Source organism: Sphingomonas taxi (genome assembly GCF_000764535.1).
Classification (GTDB): Bacteria; Pseudomonadota; Alphaproteobacteria; order Sphingomonadales; family Sphingomonadaceae; genus Sphingomonas; species Sphingomonas taxi.
Genome location: NZ_CP009571.1, coordinates 234,804 through 254,553, shown reverse-complemented (window position 1 = coordinate 254,553; position 19,750 = coordinate 234,804). Strand labels below are relative to the sequence as shown.

At 63.8% G+C, this 19,750-nt stretch carries 24 protein-coding genes; 8 read left to right on the top strand and 16 right to left on the bottom strand.

The genetic code is table 11. The features are described 5' to 3' along the window. Together MC45_RS01120 and MC45_RS01115 are read left to right on the top strand one after the other, a co-directional pair. On the top strand, nucleotides 1-1,206 hold the full coding sequence (locus MC45_RS01120) for a glycosyltransferase family 4 protein (protein WP_245640799.1): 1,206 nt from the start codon (nucleotides 1-3) through the stop codon (nucleotides 1,204-1,206). Further along, the gene (locus tag MC45_RS01115) at nucleotides 1,203-1,907 is read left to right on the top strand and encodes a hypothetical protein (protein WP_038658527.1); all 705 of its coding nucleotides are present in this window, start codon (nucleotides 1,203-1,205) and stop codon (nucleotides 1,905-1,907) included. The genes MC45_RS01120 and MC45_RS01115 overlap by 4 nt, the downstream gene beginning before the upstream one ends. 262 nt (nucleotides 1,908-2,169) lie before the next feature. Here the strand turns inward: MC45_RS01115 and MC45_RS01110 are convergent, their stop codons facing one another. From MC45_RS01110 to MC45_RS01090, 5 genes are all read right to left on the bottom strand, one after another. Further along, nucleotides 2,170-2,433, bottom strand: coding sequence for a hypothetical protein (locus MC45_RS01110; protein WP_038658524.1), 264 nt, complete (start codon nucleotides 2,431-2,433; stop codon nucleotides 2,170-2,172). Continuing rightward, complete coding sequence (locus tag MC45_RS01105) at nucleotides 2,430-2,945, bottom strand: SAM-dependent methyltransferase (RefSeq protein WP_245640798.1); 516 nt, start codon at nucleotides 2,943-2,945, stop codon at nucleotides 2,430-2,432. The genes MC45_RS01110 and MC45_RS01105 overlap by 4 nt, the downstream gene beginning before the upstream one ends. A gap of 12 nt (nucleotides 2,946-2,957) precedes the next feature. Beyond that, nucleotides 2,958-3,221 carry a hypothetical protein gene (locus tag MC45_RS01100; protein WP_038658521.1) on the bottom strand — a complete coding sequence of 88 codons (264 nt, stop codon included), beginning with the start codon at nucleotides 3,219-3,221 and terminating at the stop codon, nucleotides 2,958-2,960. A gap of 145 nt (nucleotides 3,222-3,366) precedes the next feature. Then, the gene (locus MC45_RS01095; protein WP_038658519.1) at nucleotides 3,367-4,335 is read right to left on the bottom strand and encodes a magnesium and cobalt transport protein CorA; all 969 of its coding nucleotides are present in this window, start codon (nucleotides 4,333-4,335) and stop codon (nucleotides 3,367-3,369) included. A 331-nt stretch (nucleotides 4,336-4,666) separates the two neighbouring features. Continuing rightward, on the bottom strand, nucleotides 4,667-5,215 hold the full coding sequence (locus MC45_RS01090) for a hypothetical protein (RefSeq protein ID WP_156143736.1): 549 nt from the start codon (nucleotides 5,213-5,215) through the stop codon (nucleotides 4,667-4,669). A gap of 513 nt (nucleotides 5,216-5,728) precedes the next feature. Between MC45_RS01090 and MC45_RS01085 the strand changes: the two genes are divergently transcribed. Next, nucleotides 5,729-6,508, top strand: coding sequence for an SDR family oxidoreductase (locus tag MC45_RS01085; RefSeq protein WP_038658515.1), 780 nt, complete (start codon nucleotides 5,729-5,731; stop codon nucleotides 6,506-6,508). A gap of 112 nt (nucleotides 6,509-6,620) precedes the next feature. Here the strand turns inward: MC45_RS01085 and MC45_RS01080 are convergent, their stop codons facing one another. The 4 genes from MC45_RS01080 to MC45_RS01065 all read right to left on the bottom strand — a co-directional run bounded on the left by MC45_RS01080 (nucleotide 6,621) and on the right by MC45_RS01065 (nucleotide 9,544). After that, nucleotides 6,621-8,045, bottom strand: coding sequence for a deoxyribodipyrimidine photo-lyase (locus MC45_RS01080; RefSeq protein WP_245640797.1), 1,425 nt, complete (start codon nucleotides 8,043-8,045; stop codon nucleotides 6,621-6,623). Nucleotides 8,046-8,092: 47 nt separating this feature from the next. Then, nucleotides 8,093-8,587 (bottom strand): DUF427 domain-containing protein, encoded by a 495-nt coding sequence (locus MC45_RS01075; protein ID WP_038658510.1) that lies wholly within the window; start codon nucleotides 8,585-8,587, stop codon nucleotides 8,093-8,095. After that, nucleotides 8,584-9,006, bottom strand: coding sequence for a Rossmann-fold NAD(P)-binding domain-containing protein (locus MC45_RS01070; protein ID WP_052075453.1), 423 nt, complete (start codon nucleotides 9,004-9,006; stop codon nucleotides 8,584-8,586). Before MC45_RS01070 ends, MC45_RS01075 begins: the two co-directional genes overlap by 4 nt. A 187-nt stretch (nucleotides 9,007-9,193) precedes the next feature. Further along, complete coding sequence (locus MC45_RS01065) at nucleotides 9,194-9,544, bottom strand: LysR substrate-binding domain-containing protein (RefSeq protein ID WP_245640796.1); 351 nt, start codon at nucleotides 9,542-9,544, stop codon at nucleotides 9,194-9,196. On the opposite strand from MC45_RS01065, the gene MC45_RS18745 reads away from it, so the two are divergent. Next, nucleotides 9,529-9,759: a peptide-methionine (S)-S-oxide reductase gene (locus tag MC45_RS18745; RefSeq protein WP_425423991.1), complete on the top strand. Its 231-nt coding sequence runs from the start codon at nucleotides 9,529-9,531 to the stop codon at nucleotides 9,757-9,759. The genes MC45_RS01065 and MC45_RS18745 overlap by 16 nt on opposite strands. Before the next feature lie 263 nt (nucleotides 9,760-10,022). Here the strand turns inward: MC45_RS18745 and MC45_RS01060 are convergent, their stop codons facing one another. After that, nucleotides 10,023-10,334 (bottom strand): ArsR/SmtB family transcription factor, encoded by a 312-nt coding sequence (locus tag MC45_RS01060; protein WP_038658507.1) that lies wholly within the window; start codon nucleotides 10,332-10,334, stop codon nucleotides 10,023-10,025. A gap of 132 nt (nucleotides 10,335-10,466) precedes the next feature. On the opposite strand from MC45_RS01060, the gene MC45_RS01055 reads away from it, so the two are divergent. Both MC45_RS01055 and MC45_RS20035 read left to right on the top strand, forming a co-directional pair. Continuing rightward, a complete protein-coding gene (locus MC45_RS01055) occupies nucleotides 10,467-11,201 on the top strand; it encodes a 3-oxoacyl-ACP reductase family protein (RefSeq protein WP_038658504.1) in 735 nt (244 codons plus the stop codon). Nucleotides 11,202-11,413: 212 nt separating this feature from the next. Continuing rightward, a complete protein-coding gene (locus MC45_RS20035) occupies nucleotides 11,414-11,959 on the top strand; it encodes an EF-hand domain-containing protein (protein ID WP_081974270.1) in 546 nt (181 codons plus the stop codon). 231 nt (nucleotides 11,960-12,190) lie between these two features. Here MC45_RS20035 and MC45_RS01050 read toward each other — a convergent pair whose 3' ends face one another. From MC45_RS01050 to glsA, 6 genes are all read right to left on the bottom strand, one after another. Beyond that, nucleotides 12,191-12,772, bottom strand: coding sequence for a TetR/AcrR family transcriptional regulator (locus MC45_RS01050; RefSeq protein ID WP_038658501.1), 582 nt, complete (start codon nucleotides 12,770-12,772; stop codon nucleotides 12,191-12,193). Then, complete coding sequence (locus MC45_RS01045) at nucleotides 12,769-13,233, bottom strand: nuclear transport factor 2 family protein (protein ID WP_038658498.1); 465 nt, start codon at nucleotides 13,231-13,233, stop codon at nucleotides 12,769-12,771. Before MC45_RS01045 ends, MC45_RS01050 begins: the two co-directional genes overlap by 4 nt. A gap of 372 nt (nucleotides 13,234-13,605) precedes the next feature. After that, nucleotides 13,606-14,409 carry a hypothetical protein gene (locus tag MC45_RS01040; RefSeq protein ID WP_038658495.1) on the bottom strand — a complete coding sequence of 268 codons (804 nt, stop codon included), beginning with the start codon at nucleotides 14,407-14,409 and terminating at the stop codon, nucleotides 13,606-13,608. Then, complete coding sequence (locus tag MC45_RS19460) at nucleotides 14,406-14,855, bottom strand: DUF2306 domain-containing protein (protein ID WP_169742505.1); 450 nt, start codon at nucleotides 14,853-14,855, stop codon at nucleotides 14,406-14,408. The genes MC45_RS01040 and MC45_RS19460 overlap by 4 nt, the downstream gene beginning before the upstream one ends. A 155-nt stretch (nucleotides 14,856-15,010) precedes the next feature. After that, entirely contained in the window at nucleotides 15,011-15,754 is a 744-nt protein-coding gene (locus MC45_RS18735) for a LytTR family transcriptional regulator DNA-binding domain-containing protein (protein ID WP_169742504.1), read from the bottom strand. 244 nt (nucleotides 15,755-15,998) lie between these two features. Then, nucleotides 15,999-16,928: a glutaminase A gene (glsA, locus tag MC45_RS01025; RefSeq protein ID WP_038666137.1), complete on the bottom strand. Its 930-nt coding sequence runs from the start codon at nucleotides 16,926-16,928 to the stop codon at nucleotides 15,999-16,001. 842 nt (nucleotides 16,929-17,770) lie between these two features. Between glsA and MC45_RS19120 the strand changes: the two genes are divergently transcribed. After that, nucleotides 17,771-18,115, top strand: a complete 345-nt coding sequence (locus tag MC45_RS19120) for a hypothetical protein (protein WP_156143734.1) — start codon at nucleotides 17,771-17,773, stop codon at nucleotides 18,113-18,115. 741 nt (nucleotides 18,116-18,856) lie between these two features. Next, the gene (locus MC45_RS01020) at nucleotides 18,857-19,510 is read left to right on the top strand and encodes a hypothetical protein (RefSeq protein ID WP_245640794.1); all 654 of its coding nucleotides are present in this window, start codon (nucleotides 18,857-18,859) and stop codon (nucleotides 19,508-19,510) included. The last annotated feature ends 240 nt before the right edge of the window (nucleotides 19,511-19,750 follow it).

Genomic DNA, 19,750 nt, shown 5'->3' with positions numbered 1-19,750 from the left:
ATGGCGACCGCCGCCACCCGCGCGCGTCCGATTCCGCTTGATCCGATGCCCGGCGCGCAGACCCGACCCGCCATCCGCATCGCGCTGTTCTCGGGCAATTACAATTATATCCGCGACGGCGCCAATCGCGCGCTCAACCGGCTTGTCGAAGACCTCGAACAGCGAGGCGCACACGTTCGCGTCTATTCACCCACCGCCCCCGATCCCGCCTTCGCGCCTAGCGGCACACTGGTCTCCGTGCCATCGATCCGTCTTCCCCGACGCGGCGACTATCGCCTCGGCCTTGGCCTGTCCTCTCGGCTGCGAAGCGACATCCACAGCTTCAAACCGGACCTGATCCACGTTTCGGCGCCCGACTGGACAGGGCTCGCCGCGCAGCGCCTCGCGCGCGCACTGCACGTGCCACTCGTCGCCAGCCTGCACACCCGGTTCGAAACCTACGCCCGATTTTATGGTGCAGGCCTCGTCCGTCCGGCGATCGAACGCCATCTCCGGCGCTTCTATCGCAAGTGCGACTGCGTTCTCGTGCCGACCTACCCTATCCTTGACGAATTCGCCGCCGAAGGTCTCGGCGAGGTGGCGCGACTGTGGAGCCGCGGCGTCGACCGTCATCAATTCGATCCCGCCCGCCGTGACCTATCGTGGCGGCGCGTCAACGATATCACCGGCGACGACTGTGCCGTCCTGTTCTTCGGCCGCCTCGTCCGGGAAAAGGGGTTGGCGGACTATGTCGAGGTCATCGACCGGCTGGCCGGTGCCGGCGTCGCGGTCAAACCGCTCGTCATCGGCGATGGACCGGAGCGCGAATGGCTGCGGCAGCGGCTGCCGGCCGCGCGACTGACCGGCCATCTTGACGGCGCCGCGCTCGGCCGCGCTGTCGCCAGCGCCGATATCTTCTTCAATCCAAGCGTCACCGAGGCGTTCGGCAACGTCACGCTGGAAGCCATGGCGAGCGGCCTACCGACTGTCAGCGTCGATGCGCCGAGCGCCGCGGCCTTGCTCGATCACGGTGGCGGCCTCCTCTATCCGGCGGGCGATCTCGATGCCGCGACCGAAGCGCTCGCCCGTCTCGTCATGTTCCCCGAGCGGCGCCGAGCGATCGGCCGGCGCGCGCGCGAGGCAAGCGCCGGCTATAGCTGGGATCGCGCCTCCGCCATGGTATGGGACGCCTATACCGAATTGCTTGCACGCGGGGCGACGCGATGACCCGGCTGTGGTTCGGTCTCCTGCTGCTCGCGGCTTTCGCCACCGATGCCGAAGCACAGGACGCGCCGGTGATCGCCGAGCCGATGGTCTTCGACCTCGTTCGCCCGCTCGGCGCCCGGCGCGGCGAACTGGAGGTCAACGCCTTGGCGCAGCGCAGCCTGTCCGGTCCGCATCGGACGGTCGAATGGGCGCCCGAAATCGAATATGCCTTTGCCGATAATATGGCGATCGAGTTCGAACTGCCGTTCGAGGATCGCCGCGTCACCGACTATAAGCTCGGCCTGCAAGGGACGTTCGGCCAGTTCAATCGGGGCCGCGGCATCCACGGCGTCCAATATCTCGGCCTGTGGAACCGCGAGCATCGTCGCTTCCAGAGTTCGGTGCTGTACGTGGTCGGCAATCGGTTCGGACGCAGGACCAGCACGCTGACGATGGTCGGCATCGGCGATGTCGGCGCGGCAGGCGCCGAGACCCGCGCGTTGCTGATCAACCATACCAGTTTCTACGATATCGCCGCCGCGAGTACCGCGGGGGTCGAGGTCAACCTGAGGATCGGCCGCGCGCGTTCGACGCTGGTGATGCCGCAGCTGCAACAGGGCCTGAGCCGGCGGATTCAGCTGCAGTTCGGCCTCGGGGCGGCACGCGACGAGGGCAGCGCGTGGCGGCCCCGCGCCGGGCTTCGCATGGTGCACCAGCTATGAGCATAGCTGCCGGCTATGCCGCCCGACCGGCCCGGCTTGCGATGACGCTCTGTCGTCTTGCGGCGCTCATCGGCACGGGTTGCGCGGTTCAACCTGCCTCGGCAGCGCTGCCGGGCGATGGCCGTTGCGTCGCCGGCGCGGGGCCGTTCGTCACGGTCCGGGTCGAGGGCCTTCATGGCGCCAGAGGGCGGCTGAAGCTCGAACTGTATCCGGCGAACGATGCTGATTTCCTGCGCGACGACGGCGATCTGCTCCGCGAGAATCATAAGTCGGAATCGCCGTCACGCTTGAGGCGTCGGCGAAGGCGGGCGGCGTGCAGCACGTCGGCGGTGTGATAATGCCCACGTCGCTCGGCGCGGAATGCCTGGCCCACCCGCTTGCCGTGGATCATCAGCGGCATGCCGACGAAGGCCAGGAAGAAGAAGCCAATCATGAGCGGCGAACCGTCGAGCGCGAGCGACATCGCACAGGAGCCTGCGGTCAGGACGAAGCCAACCGCCTTCCATTGCAGGTCGCGACGGGTCATGCCGCCGCCTTCACGAACGTACCAGGCGCCGGATCACCGATGATGAGGTCGCCTGCAGCAGTCACCGCCTCGCGGATGCCGGCTTGCAAACCGCCTGATGATTGGTCGTGCCATAAAACGATGTCCGCCGGGAAGTCGGCCTCTTCGGCGAGCGCCTCCACCGTATCGGCGACCTCGAAGCGAAAGCCTATCGCCGGATCACACAGACGGTTGGCCGCCGCCCGCGCCCGCCCGATGCGTGCCGGCGAGCGGTCGATCCCACGCGCCTCGATGCCTGTGAAGCCCATTGCGTGAGCGTGGCGCGCCGCCACGATAAGAAGCGTACCGCAGGCGCACTGGGCATCGACGATACGCACCGCATGGCGGCCGCGCTCCCGCAGTTCTCCGAGGGCTGCAGCGATCTGCGGCCAACGTCGGTCGGCGCAAACGGTTCGGCAGCCGGGTGCCTGGGAGGCGCGACGATACGCGCGGAAACACGTCGGCATGGTGCCGACCGTCATCTCGTGTGTCATGATCGGATCCTGTCAGGCGGCGCGAAGGAGCATATGCTCTTCGGCCGCGACGGGACCGAAGGGGATGAGCGGCACCATGGTCAGCGCGCTCAGCTCAAGGCGTGCATGATAGATGTCGCGTTCGGCATGTGCGAAACTCAGCGCCGCACTCCGGGAGACGAAACGGCCCTCCAGCTTCCTGCAATTGTCCTGCACCAGCCAGTGACCCGCCACATCTTGACCGACGTAGATGACGAGCCCGCGTTCGTCGGGCTCCGTAATGGGTTCAGACGACATGTCGCCTCGATTGCCTCTATGATCGGGTGTCCTGCGCCCGCCCGGCATAGCTACGCAGCCGCTCATAGCCATTCGAGGTCGATTTGCGGAGACGGCATAGCGCGCGCATAGCATTGCAAACGGTTCGTCGCATTCCAGCCGTCGGCTAGAGCCAGCGCGCCTTCCTGAATTGCCAGTATAGCGACACGCAGACGGTCAGGATGACGCCCAACGTCACCGGATAACCGTAGGGACTATGCAGTTCGGGCATATGTTCGAAGTTCATGCCATAGATGCCGGCGATGGCGGTCGGCGCCGCGAGGATTGCCGCCCACGCGGCGAGCTGGCGCGTAATCGTGCCGGTGCGCTGTTGCTCGATCAGGTTGCTGAACTCGAACACCGACGTCAGGACTTCGCGCAAGCCGCTGGCCATCGCTTCGACCCGGCGGACATGGTCGAGCACATCGCGGAAATAATGGCGCGCTTCCCCATCGATGCACGGCAGGTCGTTCTTGGCGAGCTTGCGGGCGACCTCCTCCATCGGCACCAGAATACGGTCGAAGCGCATCAGCTCGCGCCGCAGCGCGAAAATGCGCGCGATCTCGGCGCGGTCGAGGAACGTGTCGAGCATCCGCTGCTCCATCGCGGCGACCTCGTCTTCGAGCGCCGTCACCAACGGCAGATAGCCGTCGACGATGAAATCGAGGATCGCGTGCAGAACGTAGTCGCAGCCCTGGCCGAGCAGATCGGGCGATGCTTCCAGATGTGCTCGCAGCGGCTTGTGCGAGCGGACCGAGCCCTGCCGCACGGTGATGATGTGGCTATGCCCCAAAAAGACGGCGGTCTGGCCATAGACGATATGTCCGCCGTCAAGATAGGCCGTGCGGCCGATGGCGAAGAGCTGGTCGCCGTAGACGTCGACCTTGGGCAGCTGCCCGTCCTTCAGCGAATCCTCCACCGCAAGAGGATGGAGACCGTAGAGCTGCCGGAGATGATCCACCTCCTGCGCGCACGGATCGGTCAGCCCGATCCAGACGAACTCAGACCGATCGATTGGGCAGTCGACGCGCTCGTCGATGGCAATCTCGCGTACCCGGCGGCCATGCCGGTATAGATAGGCAGCAATGACAGGCATTGATGTCGTTTAACGCCGCGGCCGGATGGTGACAGCGCTTTGATGTCCCGGGCAACCCGTCCCTTCGCTGGCGTGCCGGCCGGCCGATGCCTGCCCTGAAGCCGCCGCGTGCCGCGTCTTCATCACCAAGGCACCATGTCGCGTATCGTAGGCGCGCCCGGCTGCAGTGATCGGCGCTATCAGTCTCGAGCGGAAGCTGGGATATGGCGCGCGTCCTGCTATACCCGTTGACCGATCTCCACGCCTGAATAGCGCCCTGCCGTGGATGACGAGCAGCCATCCGAGACATCCCAACACGAACGTGGCGAGACCGCAGAGGCGGTGGCCCATGTCATACATTCCCGACAGATCCGTTGGGCCGCTGCACGCTTGCCAGGCTGAGACGCCCCTCAAGCCGGGGAGGATGGCCCGATGACGACGCGATCGAAATGGCCGGACGCTGCCGCCGCTGGTCGCGCGCGTAATGCTGGGCCGCTTGTCTTGTGGGAAAACGTCCGAGCAGCCACCCTTCGCCGCCTAGTACCGTCCAGCCGCCGTCGGCATCCATACCGACGACCAGCATCTCGACATCCGACCTGTCCATCGCAGTTGCAAACTCCGGTTGAAGATACGATTGCGTTATGGCTTGCGGCCGGTGCTGCCACCGCTGGCTCACCTCGATCGCGTCGAAGAGATGATGACCGAGAACGGTCATGGTGCTGCCCGCACTCGCACCCAAGAAGCCGGCCGTGGCCAGGCCGTAGGCGAGCGCTCCTGCCGATCGAGGCCGGATGTGCATGGCCGTGAGATGCGCGATCGCAACGTAGGCGATGCAGCAGAGAAGTGCACCGACAGCACGGAGACCAAAATCGACGGGTTGCAGACGATGTCGAGCAGGCATGCCACAATCCTTGTTGTGGCAGTTCAGCTATCGCGCGCGACGTAGCATCTCGAGATTGATTTTAGATTTCTTCATAGTGCCGGCATAGCGATTGCTGTCTCGCTTGCGCTTCGAGCGGCCATTCAGCACGACGTACCCTGCCTGCCGTCGATAGCATTCCGGGATATTCTTGCACATTTACGGCATCCACCGACCTCACTGGCGCATAGATCGACGGCAGGCATCGATGATAGCGATGTTCGGCAGGCCATAACCGTTCGGACCCGGAAGCCGACTGCCAAACCAATTTGTGCGCTCACCATCTTCGGACACCCGTTCATTATGCGATCACGGGCGATTGGTGGGTATCGCTTCCGCTTCCGCCCAGTTGCAGTCATTCAGGACAGGTTGAGGCTCTACCGAATTCGGTCGCTCGTTCAGGTATGTCGACGCGCCGGCTCAGGCATCGATGAACGATCCGGTGCGGCGATCATTCTGAGCCGACGACCTTTTCCCGATGCGGAGCGATCAACCATGAAGATTAGCGGCAACACGATCCTGATGACGGGTGGAGGCAGCGGTATCGGCGAAGCGCTGGCGCACCGCTTCCATGATCGCGGTGACACGGTCATAATCGCCGGGCGACGCCAAGAGGCGCTTCAGCGGGCGGCAGATGGGCGTGATCGCATCCATACAATAACGCTGGATGTCGAAGACGCTGCGCAAGTCGACGATTTCGCCAAGCAGGTCGTAGCCGACTTTCCGGCGCTGAACGTGCTGTTCAACAATGCCGGCATCATGAAGTTTGAGGATCTGACGGGTCGGCGCGACCTGGCCGACGCCGAAGCGACGCTGGCGATCAATATACTCGGCACGATCCGGCTGACGAACGCGCTGATCGACCATCTTATGGGTCAGCCCGATGCCGCGATCGTCACGGTCACCTCGGGCCTTGCATATGTGCCGCTGGTGGCGGCGCCGACCTACTCGGCGACCAAGGCAGCTATCCACTCCTACTCAGTCTCGCTCCGGACCCAGTTGGCGGGCAAGATCGAGGTGATCGAGCTGGCCCCGCCGGGCGTGCAGACCGACCTCACGCCAGGACAGGCGAACCGACCAGGCTACATGCCGCTCGACGCGTTCGCCGATGCTGTCGCCATGCAATTCGCCCAGCAACCTACGCCAGCCGAAATCCTTGTTGACGAGGTCCAGTTCCTGCGTCAGGCCGAACGCGAGGGCCGCTTCGACGAGACGTTGAAAACGCTGACGGAGCGCGCCGCCAAGCAGCGTGAAGAGGGTAACCAACCGAACTGAACGTGCTGCCCGTCAGGTGGTCGGCCACAGACCCTCCGACATGCGTGAGAACCTGTCGCCGCAGCGACCTTAAAGCAAAATCGCACGCCCTAAAGACCGATTCCATTATGCTTTAGATCGTCGGCTCGCCGGTGAGATACGGATCGACGGGCACCTCCACGGGAGTCGATACCTGCGGGACAGGCCTTGACGCGGCGGCCGATAGCCATGCATCGCCGCCCGCCCTGCGGCGGGTAGAACCGTCGCCGCGGGTCGCGACGCGGCCGTAGATCGGCCGCTCGCGGTCTGACGGGGAGCTGGCGAACATGGCGGCGATGTTGCCGTAGGTCGACGGATCGCGACCATCGAGGCTCAGTCGATCGTTGAGATAGCAGGCGGTTGCCCATGCCGCCTCGGGACTGGGCGTCATCGCCAGGAGGCGCTTGCCCCAGTACATCCGCAGGTTGTTGTGCATCCACCCGTCGGCCAGAAACTGCCTCTGGCAGGCGTTCCAAGTTTCGTCGCGCGTCTCGCCATGAAGCAGCGCCTCCAGCGTCTCCAGCTCGGGCCTTGGATCTCCGGCATGAGCTGAGAGCGTCTGCAACGCCCATGCTGGTATGCGATCGTAGCGTTCCGGTGCGGCGAGCGCCCGCGCCTGGAAGTGGAACCATTCGCGCCAGCCGAGCAGCTCATCGGCAAATTTGCGCTTGTGTTGGCTGCCTGCGTCAGCGGCAGCGACGGCGGCCATCACCTCCCTAGGACCGAGCACGCCAAAGTGCAGATAGGGCGACAGCCCGCTCGCGCCGTCGGGCCGGGTAGCGTCGTTGCGGGTCGAGGCGTAGCCGGGTAGCACCTGAGTTGTCAGGCGACGCAGCCGGTCGGCCGCCGCACCCCGCCCGGCCGGATGCATGGCGCTGACCGGCAGCGTGTGATCGATCGCGAGCCCGGCGACCAGGCCGTCGAGATCGCATGCGTCCAACGCATCCCGGACGAACGGCAGCGGTCCCGTATAGACCGGCAGCTGCGGCACCACGTCTTGCGTTTTCATCCAGCCGTCACGCTCGGGCTCGTGGCGGCGCAGAAAGGCCGACCGGCCGCCGATGCCGTCACCCAGCACCGCCGGCGGCACCAGGCAGGCGGCATCGACCGCGTAGACGGGCACGGCGGTGCGGATTGCGACCCGCCCGGCCTGCCAGCGCGCGACGAAGGTCGGCTGATCCTCCAGCACGATCGCCGCCGCCTCGGCCCCGAGGCGATGGACGAGGCCTTTTTCCCGGTGGCCGGCCCTGTCGACGTGCTGAACACAGGCGAGGCCGCGGTCGCGGCATTCGGTCCCCAAATCGCGGCTGGCTCCCAGGATGAAGCGATGCAGCCGGTCGGAGGCGTAAGGATAATCCTCGCGTACGCCATGATAGACCAGCACCGGGAGCCCAAGTGCGTTACCGAGCCGGATGCTCGCATCGATCACGGGATTATCGCGCGCGCGCAGCGCCTGCTGGAGCCAGCAGAGAACGTAGCGACCGTCAGGCTTCCCTACGCGCTCGTTCAACGCCCGCACGCGCGGTGCCTCCCACCAGTCGTGAAGGCCGGGGGGCAGAGGGGGCGTCACCATGCCATGCTGCCCGGCGCGCCCTTGAATGGCCCGGCGAGGTCGGACGTGATCCACCCGCCGTAGAAGCCGGCCGGCTGGGGACGGACCTGTTCACCGTCGACCGTGCAGTGATCGAGCGGACCGGCGTAGAAGGCGACATGGTCGCGCATCACGGCGAAGCCCGGCGTCGGATCGGGATAGCTCCACGCCACGTCGCGCAAGAGCTCGCCGCCGATCATCAGGTGCCAGTAGACCGCATGGCCCTTCCACTCGCAGAACGATTGTCGCTCCGACCGTCGCAGGAGGCCGGGCGTCAGATCGACCGGCGGCAGATACCAGGTCGGCGGATGGCTGGTTTCCAGCGTCCGGACGGCCGCATGGGTGTCCGCGACGAGGACGCCGTGATGTTCGATGCGGATGTGCCGATCGCTGGGCTCGGCGATGGCGGGTCGGGGATAACGCCACACGCTTTCCTGACCGGACGCCACCGGATCTGGACGCGGCCTCATGTCAGCGCCTCACGCCGGGCCGGCAACCGCTGCAGGTGCGGCCGGAACCGGTAGGGCGCATGCTCGCGTGCCGGTTCGTAGAGCAGCCGGTCGAGGTCGCTACGCGAGATCTCCACCTCCGCGGTAGGACCGTCGGCAACCGTATCGTTGAATAGAAACTCCGCCTTGATCTTGCGGTTCTTGTTCACCGAGGCGGTGCCCTCTTCGCCCGTACTCAGGTCCAATGCCGCCTGCTCCAGCGCCATGCGGCGCAACACCTCGCGGCCGACACCGCGCACGTCGATGTTTTGGGCGCCATCGCGAAATCCGGGCGTGCCCTCGAATCCGGTGACGCCGAAGCCAGTGCGCCCCAGCCACCAGGCAGCGGTGTTGCCGGCGACGCTCGCGCCGGTGATAAGAATGCGACGGGTCATCGGCATGTTACTCCTCACCCGCCCAACGAACGGGAGCGAATAAGTCGCACGACTATCATGGATTGCCGTGCTCGCTTTCAGGCGGGCACTTTGGCTGGCCCGATCCACATCCTGCCATTCGTCGCCAGGCAGGCGCCGCCCGAAAGCCGTCATTCGTGGAGGTGACCCGTCGTGACCGGCTAGCTGCTGGAGGTCAGCACCGATCATCCAGATAGGCTGCAAGTTCCTCGGCCGTCCCGTTCGGAAAGGATTGCCGCAGGAACTCCAAGAATGCCGACACCCTGGCGTTCAGCAAGCGACGCGAGGGGTAAAGCGCCCATAGCGCGATGCGTGAGCTCTGGACATCGCCCCACACGATCAGCCGCCCTCGTGTGATGTCCCGGCTGACCAGCGACAGGGGTAAGCGCGCCACGCCGGCACCATGACGCGCCGCATCCCGGATCATCACCAGCGAGAACAAGCGGAGCACTGGATTGACTGCAATTGCGTGTTGCCCATCGGCGGTGTCGATCGTCCAGCTGCTCTCGAATGCGCGGTTGCACACCACGGCAGAAAAAATGCCGCCGGCCAGCGTCGGGGCTCTGGTCGGGCAAGGTCGTCACCGAACTATCCCCGGCAGGCGATTTCTGGGAGGCCGAGCCGGAACATCAGGATTATCTCGAACGGAGACCCAACGAATACACGTGTCACTTCGTCCGGCCGAAATGGAAACTGTTACAGCGTACGCCTGCTGCCGGCAGTGAGATCGCAACCGCTTGACTGCCGGCAGACCAGAGCAAGACTCAATGCGGCGGTGGGGACCCTGTCCCGGCGGTTCGCACGTCCCTTCTCGCTTCCCGAAACATGCCGCCCATTCATGTGAGCGAATAAACCGCTTTGTCACGCAGCACCGCCTCGGGTGTGCCGCTGTCCAGCGCCGGCCAAAGCCAATCCTTGGATAGAGATATATATCCACCACCCGCGACCGCCTCGTTCAAGAGCTGATCCGCCGCGCCAACCGAGCTTGACGCGTTTGGCGAGAATTAGGCGGGCCGGTTGGCGAGGACCGCGTCGAGCAGGCCGGGAAAGCGCTTATCGAAGTCGTCGCGCCGCAGCGTGTTGATCATCTCGCGCCCGGCCTGCGTCGTCTCGATCAGTCCCGCGGCGCGCAGCAATTTGAGGTGGTTCGACAGCGTGCTTTTGGGGATCGTCTCGCATGGCGCCGCGTCCGTGCAACTCAGCCGCTCGGTCTCCGCAAGCCGTGCCACCATGCCAAGCCGATTGGTATCTGCCAGCGCATGCAGCGCCAGATCGAGCGGAACGTCCTCCAGCCGGGGGTGGGTGAAGCGGGCCATGCATGGGAATATAGGGCACCGCCGTGAATTTAATAGTTCGGGAATATTGAACCGTTGGAACGGCACGCCATCTTCCTGCCTGCCGGCAGCACACGACATCGCAATCGCCGGCGACACTTTTGGAGAAAGCACATGTCACTTCAGGGCAAGAAGGCGCTAGTCACGGGCGGATCGCGCGGCATCGGTGCGGCGATCGCCAAGCGACTGGCAGCGGATGGCGCGAGCGTCGCGATCACCTATGCCGGCAACAAGGCCGCCGCAGACGCCACCGTAGCGCAGATCGAAAGCGTCGGCGGCACGGCGTTCGCCTTCCAGGCCAATGCCGCCGATCCAGTATCGCAGCGCGCGGGCGTCGAGCAGGCCGCCGCTGCCCTTGGCGGGATCGACATCCTCGTCCACAATGCCGGCGTGGCCGAATTTTCCATCGTTACCGACGATACCGACGAGACCTATGACCGCCAGTTCGACGTCAATGTGAAGGGTTTGCATGTCGGCACGCGCGCCGCGCTGCCGCATCTCAGCGATGGCGGCCGGATCATCCTGATCGGCAGCATCTCGGGCGAAATGGCCTTCCCCGCGACCACGGTCTACAGCGCTACCAAGGCGGCGGTCGCGGCGCTGGCACGGGGCTGGGCGAAGGATCTCGCTCCGCGCAGCATCCTGGTCAACACCGTGCAGCCGGGACCGATCGACACCGACATGAACCCCGCCGACAGCGAGTTCGCGGGGCAGGTGCTGCAAGCCATCCCGCTCGGCCGCTACGGCAAGGTCGAGGAGATCGCGGGCGCGGTCGCATTCCTCGCCGGACCGGATGCAAGCTATATCACCGGTACCACGATCAACATCGATGGCGGCGCAACCGCTTGAATGATGCCCATCGCTCTCCGCTGCGAAGCTCAGGGAGAGCGATGGCACTCGGCAGCCTGATACGGAGGGACCAGAACCGGTCGTTCCGAGCGGCCCGCCAGCGTTCCAGCTCCTGCCATTGGTTTATATCGTAAGTTGCAGATCATCGAGGGTTACATCGGTCGATTGATTGGCCTTTTTTGGCGGTAGCGGATTGTGGCTTGCCGGCAAGGATGAGAGCGACAATCTCCATATACCGGTCATCATCTTGTCACTCTCGGTGGCCCACACCATCCCATATGGTCCTGCTTTCCTTATTCATCGGCATGTCCGCGGCCGTCGGTCAAACCCGTGTACAGAACAGATCGGCTGCAATCGCGCTTCACGAGAGAATGGACGCCAATCACGATGGCTACGTCACCTTTCAAGAGCTTAGCACGACAGCACATTCAATGGTGGTCCCAAAGGGGGCCCTCCCCGCCCCATCCGTCGAGAGCCGGGTTGCTCGCCGACAGTTTGACTTGGCGGATGCCGACCATGACGGACGGATATCGCTCAAAGAAGCCGTTGAAGGCGCAGATCGATCGTTCGCCGACGCCGATACGGATCATGACGGCATTCTGAGCCAAGACGAGCGCGGGACCTACGCCGCCCAAATCCTATTGGCCCTGCAAGCCGAAATGTCAGGGTGGAAGGCTCCGCCCTGCCGACCAGGTGCCGCCTGCGGGACAGCCCTGCCCCGCTCCCGACAAGACAGCGCTGGATCTAAACGTCCGTAGCTTTCGGGTAACGGCCTACGAGGCCTGTCGATCGCCGCAACCGGTAGCCCCGAAGTCCTACAGCCCCTCCGCCGATCAAAGGCGGACAAACCCATGAAACGGCCGTTCGCGGCTGCGAGGCTGCTTCCCGCTTTCTGCCGTTCGTTCATCGCTCTAAAGTGGGTCACTTACCACAATGCTAGGAAGCTTAGTATCTTCTATCGGGGGGCGGACATTCGCCGGGAATATCGATCAGCGCTTGTGGTTGATGGCATCAATCAACAGAGATCGAAGTCGAGCGATGATGCGTCGAAACGCGGCTTCTTCATTGAGCGCGCGGGTTAGAACAATCGCTCCCTGGATGCTGGAAACCGCCTCTTCCGCGAGATCCGTTGCCGTTACAGGCGCGACGCCGCCCTTTTCAAGGCAGCCGGCGAGAGCGACAATCCAGCGCGCGAAATACTGCCTAACTCGGCTCGCAAAAAGCTCGCCAGAGGAATTCAGACCGAGGCTGCCCACGACGCAGACCCGTCTTCCGGACAGAAAATAGGTAGAGACGACGTCGAGCATAACCGCGATCGCCTGGGCTGGGTCCGTGCTCTCTTCCAATGGCCGGAAGATTGCTTCAGCGAACCACTGGTCGATATCGTCGAGCACGGCTGCCATCATCTCCTCCTTCCCGCCGGGAAAGAAGTTGTAGAGGCTGCCCTTGCCCAGGCCCGTCGCCTTCGAGAGCACGGTAAGGCTTGCGCCGTCGTAGCCGTGCTCGCGGAAGGCTTCCGCCAAAGCCGGAAGTGCGCGTGCGCGATCCGTCAGGACGCGCTTCGGCCTCATAGGTGCAGATCGCTCAGCGACGGATGGTCGTCCGGACGCCGACCCAGCGGCCAGCGAAACTTCCGGTCCGCTTCGGCGATCAGCATCTCGTTGATGCTGGCATGGCGGTCCGACATCAGGCCGTCCTCGACGAACAGCCAATTCTCGTTGCCGTAGGCACGAAACCACTGACCGCCATCATCCCGATATTCATACGCATAGCGTACGGCGATCCGGTTGCCGGTGAAGGCCCAGAGCTCTTTGATGAGCCGATATTCATGTTCCTTGTTCCACTTGCGGGTCAAAAAGGCTTGAGCCTCATCCCGGTTCGTCGCGAACTCGACCCGATTACGCCAGCGGGTATCCAGCGTGTAGGCGAGCGCGACTTTCGCCGGATCACGCGTGTTCCAACCATCCTCCGCCAGGCGAACCTTCTCGACGGCGGAGTCATGCGTGAACGGAGGGAGCGGTGGACGGGACATCTCTGATCCTTTCGGCATACGGAAAGCGTGAGCAAGCGCCGGCACTTGGGAAAACACCGTTGGCACAGCGGTTGAGCGCACGGTCGATGTCCCTTACTCGTACGTCCCTTTGTACCGATCGGTACCAACATTTACCGATCGGTACAAGGTGAATAATGGTCGCCGTGCTGCGGATCGACGCCGCCTCCAGTATCAGATCAGCTCCGCAGCAGAATGTCGGAATGCGGGGCGGGAGCGGCCGCCCTCCCCTCGGCCGCCATGCCCATTTCGGCCATTCGGATGCCCTCCCCCGCTTCTCAACTTCAGACACTGGTTCATGTCCAAGGGGGAGGCAGTCCCGTGACCACTCGGCGAAGCCCCTAGTCCGTTGCGCTACAAGGCGATCCCCGGCCCCAGGATCGCGACAAACGCTACCGTCCCGAGGATAGCAGCCACCCGCAGCAGCCAATTCGGCGGAAGGGTGGTTGTCGATGCGGCAGCCGTTGGCTTAATGAACCGACCCATGCTCAACAGGCCGGCATTACCGCCGAGTGCGACCCCGATCGACGCGCCGATCGTAGAGCGCCAGTCGCTGCCCGCAGCGAGCGCAGCGGCTAGCGAGATCACCCCTGTCGTCATCCACGCGATGACTGAATACCGCCGTGCCTGCGCAGCGACATCTGCACCGTTGAGCATGGGCGACAGCATTCCTGCGGCGAGGCGAACAACGGCATAGTAACCGGCGACGCCAATAACCGCGGGCGCGACACGGGCGAGAACAGGATCGGCCACCCCGGTCATCACTCCGCGCCCGTTCCAATCGCCGATCCCGAGGACTGCGGAGAAGACGAGATAGCCGAAGGTGGTCAATCCGTTGAGCGCGAACACGATCCAACCTGCAAGCCGGCCCCTCAGCACGCTGCTCCCTCGCCAGACGAGCCAACCAAGCGCGGCGAGGATGACGTTGACCGCGGTTCCCGCTCCTGCGACGATCCGCCGGCCCCACAGCGACATGGGTTGTGGGTCGCAGCCGAAGTGGAAGGTGCTCCAGTTCGACGGATGCCCCCCCAACGCGGTGCAGGCGAGGCCATGCCCCACGCCCTCGTGCAGCGCGGCCGCTGCTACCCAGGCCAGCGCCGTCAGCGCGACGACGTCGGCGGGCGGCAGGCGCAGACCCGCGGATGACCCCGGCGTCATGCCCGCACCGTCGTAACGGTCAGGCGCGTCAGCACCAGCCAGCCACCAGCGACGAAAAGCGCAAGGTTCAGTGCGATCATCAATGGCCAGTGGCTGCGCGGGTCGCTCATTCGGCTGACGCCCATCATAGGATTGACCAGCAGTTCGGTGACGAAGGCCATCCACACGCCGACATAGCTCATCGCCATCCGTCGCTGGTGGGTGACGAGGTCGCCGGGTTCATGCGTTCGACGCCACCGACGTAGCGCCAGCAGTCCCATCGCCAGCGTAGCGAGATTGACGAGCGCGATGACGTGAAAGACGTTGGGTCGCCCTGTAAGGTCGTACATCGACAGAGCGGTGCCATTGATCGCGAGGATCGCGGCGGCATAGACTCTGCCAACGCGCCCGTGCCGCGCTGCCCCCTTGGCCAACATCAACACGGCGGCGGCGCTGACCAGCGCCACGCTTCCCATCGAAACATGCGCCGCACCGATTGTCGATATTCCTCCCATCGCCCGTCCCCTTTCCCCAATACGGGAGCGGTGATGGTCGGCGGATCGCGGTTCGGTAAGGTGTGATTGCGCCGGATAGATACAAATTTCGCGAAACCGGTCTGGCGTTACGCCAGTCCACCGCGCTCCAGCCAGCCACGCGCACGACACAGTGCAATGCTGGTCTCGCTGACCGGCACGCGCGACCCGTCGACGAGCTGCAGCGACCAGCGCCGCCCGGTGCGCTCGCTGCCCGTGACGGCGCGATCGGCGACCCATGCCCCGCGGTGGACCTGAGCACCTTGCACGTCGGCAAGATCGCCGACCGCATCGCGGAAGCGATAATGGACCAGCAGCGTCCCCCCACCGCGTACCGCGAGGCGGCAGTAATGGTCTTCGGCCCGAACCGAGAGGAGGTCGGCCGGATCAATGCCGGCGCGGGCGAGAATGCCGAAACTCGTTGCCGGCATCGCTGGCGAGCGAGCAGTGTCGGCCACCTCGTCGTCCTGCCCGGCCGGCGTATGCCGCGCGCGCGTGGCGCGGAGCAGGACCGTGACGAAGCCCGTCACCAGCAGACCATAAGCGAACGGTTTCCAATCAACTGAGGCGTCTCCCCGCCCCATCAGGCGATAGAGCAGCGGCACCTCGATCGGGAGCAGCAAATTAAGGACGAGGGCCCCAAGCGCCGTACGGCCGGCGCTGTCACGCTTCCCCGGCAGTGATCGTCGCCAAGCGGACCAGCCGAGCATGTTTACGGCGACCAGTGCGCCCCAAAAAACCAGCGCGAGCATTAATCCGAACGCCGTAGCGACGCCAAAGGCGTCGACGATCGTGAGAATGATTGTGATACCTAACCAGATCACCGGTGGCATTGCGCCCGGCGCCGCGACGGTCGCAAGTCGTATCCTGGCGGACCCTGTTACTATAATCCTGCACCCCGGCTGGCTATGAAGACCGTTTAGGCGCCCCATTCGCTTACGTCGATGGCCCCGCCACCATTGTAGTCACAGCCCCCGCATCGCCGGGGTAAAGACCCGATTTCGGTCACTAGGGGATCGATGCTCGCGTGCCCAGCTTCGGACGATCGTTCAGGGCGATGGGCGTCAACTTCTTGCGCTAGGAAGGTCGGCCATTTGAGCTGAGCGGCGGTCCAAACACTGACCAACCGGTGCGCGCCGCCAGCATCTCGAGCGCGCGAATTCCAAGTATCGAGTTGCCGTGCTGGTCTAGATTTGGCGACCATACGGCAATGGATGCAACCTCGGGAGCGACCGCCAAAATGCCGCCGCCTACGCCGCTCTTGGCCGGCAGCCCCACCCGCACCGCGAAGTCGCCCGAGCCGTCGTAGTGCCCGCAGGTCATCATAAGCGCGAGAACCGTGCGCATGCGTTTCGCCTCAACCTGACCGGCGTCGTCCTTTCCGGCGAGCCGAGTATGAGCTAAGAAGTGACCGGCCCTCGCCAGTCCTTCGCAGTCGACCATAATCGCGCACTGCCGCACATAGGCGTGCATTACCGACTCGCTGTCCGAGCGGACGTTGCCGTGGTGGCGCATGAAGCTGAGCATTGCCCGATTGAGGTCGCCGCCTTCGTGCAACACATCGTCATCGAGCGGGACAATATTGCCGTCGAGTTGCTCGGTGACGAAGTCAACCACCGAGTCGGGGCCGCCGCTTTGCTCTACCAGCATGTCGGCGATGACGAGCGCGCCGGCGTTGATGAAGGGGTTGCGCGGTAGGCCGCTTGTTCGCTCCAGATCCACGATCGAGTTAAAGGGATCGCCGGACGGCTCGCGTCCCACCCGCTCGAATACGGCATCCCCCCGCTCGCATAGAGCAAGGTTGAGCGCTAGCACCTTCGAGATGCTCTGGATCGGGAAGGTGTCGATCGCACCCACTTGAACGACGGGGCCGTCGACGGGCACGATCGCCATGCCAAAGCCGCCCGGCTCCGCGTCGGGGTTCTTCGCATCGGCCGAGCCCTCGATCTCCAGCGCCTTCGCGTCAATTTCGTCGGCGATGGCAGTCACGATGCCGGTCAGGTCCATGCGGTCACTCCAGAATGTCGTCGGCGGAACGAGCATCGCGCGAAATCGGGTGCGTTATGCGACCTTGAACATTGCGGACATGCTCATTGGCCCGAGATCCAATCTCCAAGTCATTGACCAGGCGCTTGCTTACCAACCCTCGTGCTAGTTGCCTCGCACCCTAATTGATATAGGAGCTGCTTCACAGCGAGCGAAGGTGATACATCGTGAAAACGGCGACAATCGCGACCCTGCTATTTGGCATGGCCCCTTTTCCTGTCTTGGCTGCCCAAGCCTTAGGTTCGTATGCGTCAGACCCACGTTCGGTTGGCATTCACAGTGGCACCGAGCAATGGAAAGAACGCGAGTATAGCAAGTCTAGGCAGCGTGTCCGTGCCGAGCCTCATGCCACCAAGAAGTCATTAAAGGCCCCAAAAAACCTCACCCCGCGCCCTAGCGATAGGCGATAGGCGATAGGAAAGTTCGGGTGTTGCGGTGGATAATCCTTACGTGGCGAAATCACGGCAGTCGCGCTAGGCAATCTATCCTTCGCCATCGGCATTCCACGAGGGCAACGGTACCGGTCGAACAGAAGCCCCGCCCATCCCGTACGCCGACGTCTGCTTGCGCTCCCTTCCGAATACCTGCTAATCCGTAAGATATTGATACCGACGGCGGCAAAAGTTGAACGGTGTTGATCAACTCATCCCTCGAATACTTAATCGCAACCGGCGGGCCGAACCGCGAAAATTGGCGTCTATGGCTTTTGATAACAGCGACGGGCGTGACGACATGCGTTCTGATCGCCATCTTTCGCGGCCACTGACGCCCACAGGCGGACGACCGGCTAGCGCTCGCGCTCAATGGCGAACACCCATCCGATGGCGATCGTGGCGATAGCAGCGGCAATCGCTCCGATCACAGCCAGCTTATCAGGCCGACGTTCTGCCATTCCTCGCAGGACAATTGCCGCCGGGACCAAGATGAGACCGCCTCTTAGCCAACCCGAACGCGACGCCATCCGCGTCGCCCAACGCAACGTCAAGGCAAACGTCAGCTTTGCACCGAAGACCGGACCTTACGTTGACGACAAAGGTTCGCCGTCCTTAGTTACCGTTGCACGGTCCAATTTCAGCCGTTCATTAATCAAGGCACAAATTAAAGGTGACAACCACTCCAGCCGTCCTAGCTCAGTTATCGCTACCTAATGTCTGTGCGGTGGTCTTCTACAAGCGAAATGGACTCAAGATAGATTTGATCTGCTGCGACGTTAAAGTCGCAGGACATGTATAGACCTTCCATGAGGAAGAGACTAGCTGACCAGACCTCATCACGCACCTATCTGAACTGCCGGGCGTCCGTGCCGATTGGTACGAAGCCATGGTAAGCCCGCCGTTCGCTACAGGCGAGACGATTGCATTCGACCGGCGGTGATCGCCCACCAGCGGAACCGACTACGACTGGAGCACCTATCCCATCCTCCGCTTCGGCGACGCACCACGTAGCGTCGTGGTCGACGTCGTGGACCGGCCAGGCACGCCGTTCCTCGGGACGGGCGAGTGCGCGCAGGGGCCGACCGCTGCCGCGCTCGCTAACGCACTTGCGGCAGCGGATGGAACCAGGGTCAGATCGCTGCCTGTCGCGAGGTCCGGCATCCAAGTATTCTGACCCGGTTGCCGTCACTCAGCCCGGGTCGCCTGCCACCCCAAACCGGCCGCTGGTTCGTGTCCGAGTACGTTGCGGCACGCGGCGGGGAAAAGACCGAGAACTCGAAGCTAAAACAAGTGCCTGACCCGTAGTATATCAATGCTTTAGGTTCGGGACGGAGCGAAGTCGGCGCATTGTCTCCGACGGTGCTCGACATCCGTTCCGCTCCGTATGGCACGATAGAACGGGAGGAAGAGATGAGAGTGGATGCGTCTCGGGCATTGGGCGGGTACGCTGCTGTGATGACCCTCGCCACCGCGTGGCTGCTTCTTGGAGCGAACACTGGTTCAAAGGTCGCGGCGTTCGAAACGATCGACGTCGAACGGATCAACGTCCGGGAGCCGGACGGCACGCTGCGCATGACCGTCGCGTCCCGCAGCCGGATGCCCGGGATCATCGTTGCCGGTCGTGAGACTCCACATCCCGATCGACCGCAGGCCGGCATGCTGTTCTACAATGACGAAGGCACCGAGAACGGCGGACTTGTATTCTCCGGGGCACTGAAGGACGGCAAACCGACTAATCTGGGCGCATTGTCGTTCGATCGCTGGCGACAGGACCAGACGCTTGCGCTCAGCAGCACCGAGGATGGCAAAGATCGCCAGGTCGGGCTTGCGATCAACGACCGCCCCGATCAGCCAGTTGATTTCCCCGCGGTAGCACAACTGGTGCAGGAACCGCCGAGCGGCACCCGCGACGCAGCCGTGCGCGCGGCGGGTGCTGCGGTGACGCCGCGCGCGTTCTTGGGAAGGGCGCTGGACAAATCGTCGATCTTGACGATGCGTGACGCGACCGGCCGAAAACGGCTGGAGGTGCGCGTGACCGCAGACGGAAAGGCGGCGATCGACTTCCTTGACGCCGAGGGACGCGTCAGCCGTTCCATCACTGGGAGCTAGAAGGGACCGGATGGTGTCGGTCCTTGCTGCGGCACCTCGCCCCTCCGTACCTACATCGAGCCGGATGTGGAGGCTGGCGAAGCGGCGGCGAGCTACGAGATCCACGTCCGGTCATTCCCGGCCTCTTTTCGGCTGCCAAGCTCATGCAATTCATTCACTCTCGCAATGCAGGAGGTGATTAGCCTTGGTCCTGCCCGCTACCCCGCCCGCTTTCCCAAAAAGGATCGTGACTGGTGGAAG

Coding starts and splice junctions, on each gene's coding strand:
- MC45_RS01120 (WP_245640799.1), top strand. CDS start 1: ATGGCGACCGCCGCCACCCGCGCGCGTCCGATTCCGCTTGATCCGATG.
- MC45_RS01115 (WP_038658527.1), top strand. CDS start 1,203: ATGACCCGGCTGTGGTTCGGTCTCCTGCTGCTCGCGGCTTTCGCCACC.
- MC45_RS01110 (WP_038658524.1), bottom strand. CDS start 2,433: ATGACCCGTCGCGACCTGCAATGGAAGGCGGTTGGCTTCGTCCTGACC.
- MC45_RS01105 (WP_245640798.1), bottom strand. CDS start 2,945: ATGACACACGAGATGACGGTCGGCACCATGCCGACGTGTTTCCGCGCG.
- MC45_RS01100 (WP_038658521.1), bottom strand. CDS start 3,221: ATGTCGTCTGAACCCATTACGGAGCCCGACGAACGCGGGCTCGTCATC.
- MC45_RS01095 (WP_038658519.1), bottom strand. CDS start 4,335: ATGCCTGTCATTGCTGCCTATCTATACCGGCATGGCCGCCGGGTACGC.
- MC45_RS01090 (WP_156143736.1), bottom strand. CDS start 5,215: ATGCCTGCTCGACATCGTCTGCAACCCGTCGATTTTGGTCTCCGTGCT.
- MC45_RS01085 (WP_038658515.1), top strand. CDS start 5,729: ATGAAGATTAGCGGCAACACGATCCTGATGACGGGTGGAGGCAGCGGT.
- MC45_RS01075 (WP_038658510.1), bottom strand. CDS start 8,587: ATGAGGCCGCGTCCAGATCCGGTGGCGTCCGGTCAGGAAAGCGTGTGG.
- MC45_RS01070 (WP_052075453.1), bottom strand. CDS start 9,006: ATGCCGATGACCCGTCGCATTCTTATCACCGGCGCGAGCGTCGCCGGC.
- MC45_RS18745 (WP_425423991.1), top strand. CDS start 9,529: ATGCGCGGTTGCACACCACGGCAGAAAAAATGCCGCCGGCCAGCGTCG.
- MC45_RS01060 (WP_038658507.1), bottom strand. CDS start 10,334: ATGGCCCGCTTCACCCACCCCCGGCTGGAGGACGTTCCGCTCGATCTG.
- MC45_RS01055 (WP_038658504.1), top strand. CDS start 10,467: ATGTCACTTCAGGGCAAGAAGGCGCTAGTCACGGGCGGATCGCGCGGC.
- MC45_RS20035 (WP_081974270.1), top strand. CDS start 11,414: ATGAGAGCGACAATCTCCATATACCGGTCATCATCTTGTCACTCTCGG.
- MC45_RS01050 (WP_038658501.1), bottom strand. CDS start 12,772: ATGAGGCCGAAGCGCGTCCTGACGGATCGCGCACGCGCACTTCCGGCT.
- MC45_RS01045 (WP_038658498.1), bottom strand. CDS start 13,233: ATGTCCCGTCCACCGCTCCCTCCGTTCACGCATGACTCCGCCGTCGAG.
- MC45_RS01040 (WP_038658495.1), bottom strand. CDS start 14,409: ATGACGCCGGGGTCATCCGCGGGTCTGCGCCTGCCGCCCGCCGACGTC.
- MC45_RS18735 (WP_169742504.1), bottom strand. CDS start 15,754: ATGCCACCGGTGATCTGGTTAGGTATCACAATCATTCTCACGATCGTC.
- glsA (WP_038666137.1), bottom strand. CDS start 16,928: ATGGACCTGACCGGCATCGTGACTGCCATCGCCGACGAAATTGACGCG.
- MC45_RS19120 (WP_156143734.1), top strand. CDS start 17,771: ATGGCGAACACCCATCCGATGGCGATCGTGGCGATAGCAGCGGCAATC.
- MC45_RS01020 (WP_245640794.1), top strand. CDS start 18,857: ATGACCCTCGCCACCGCGTGGCTGCTTCTTGGAGCGAACACTGGTTCA.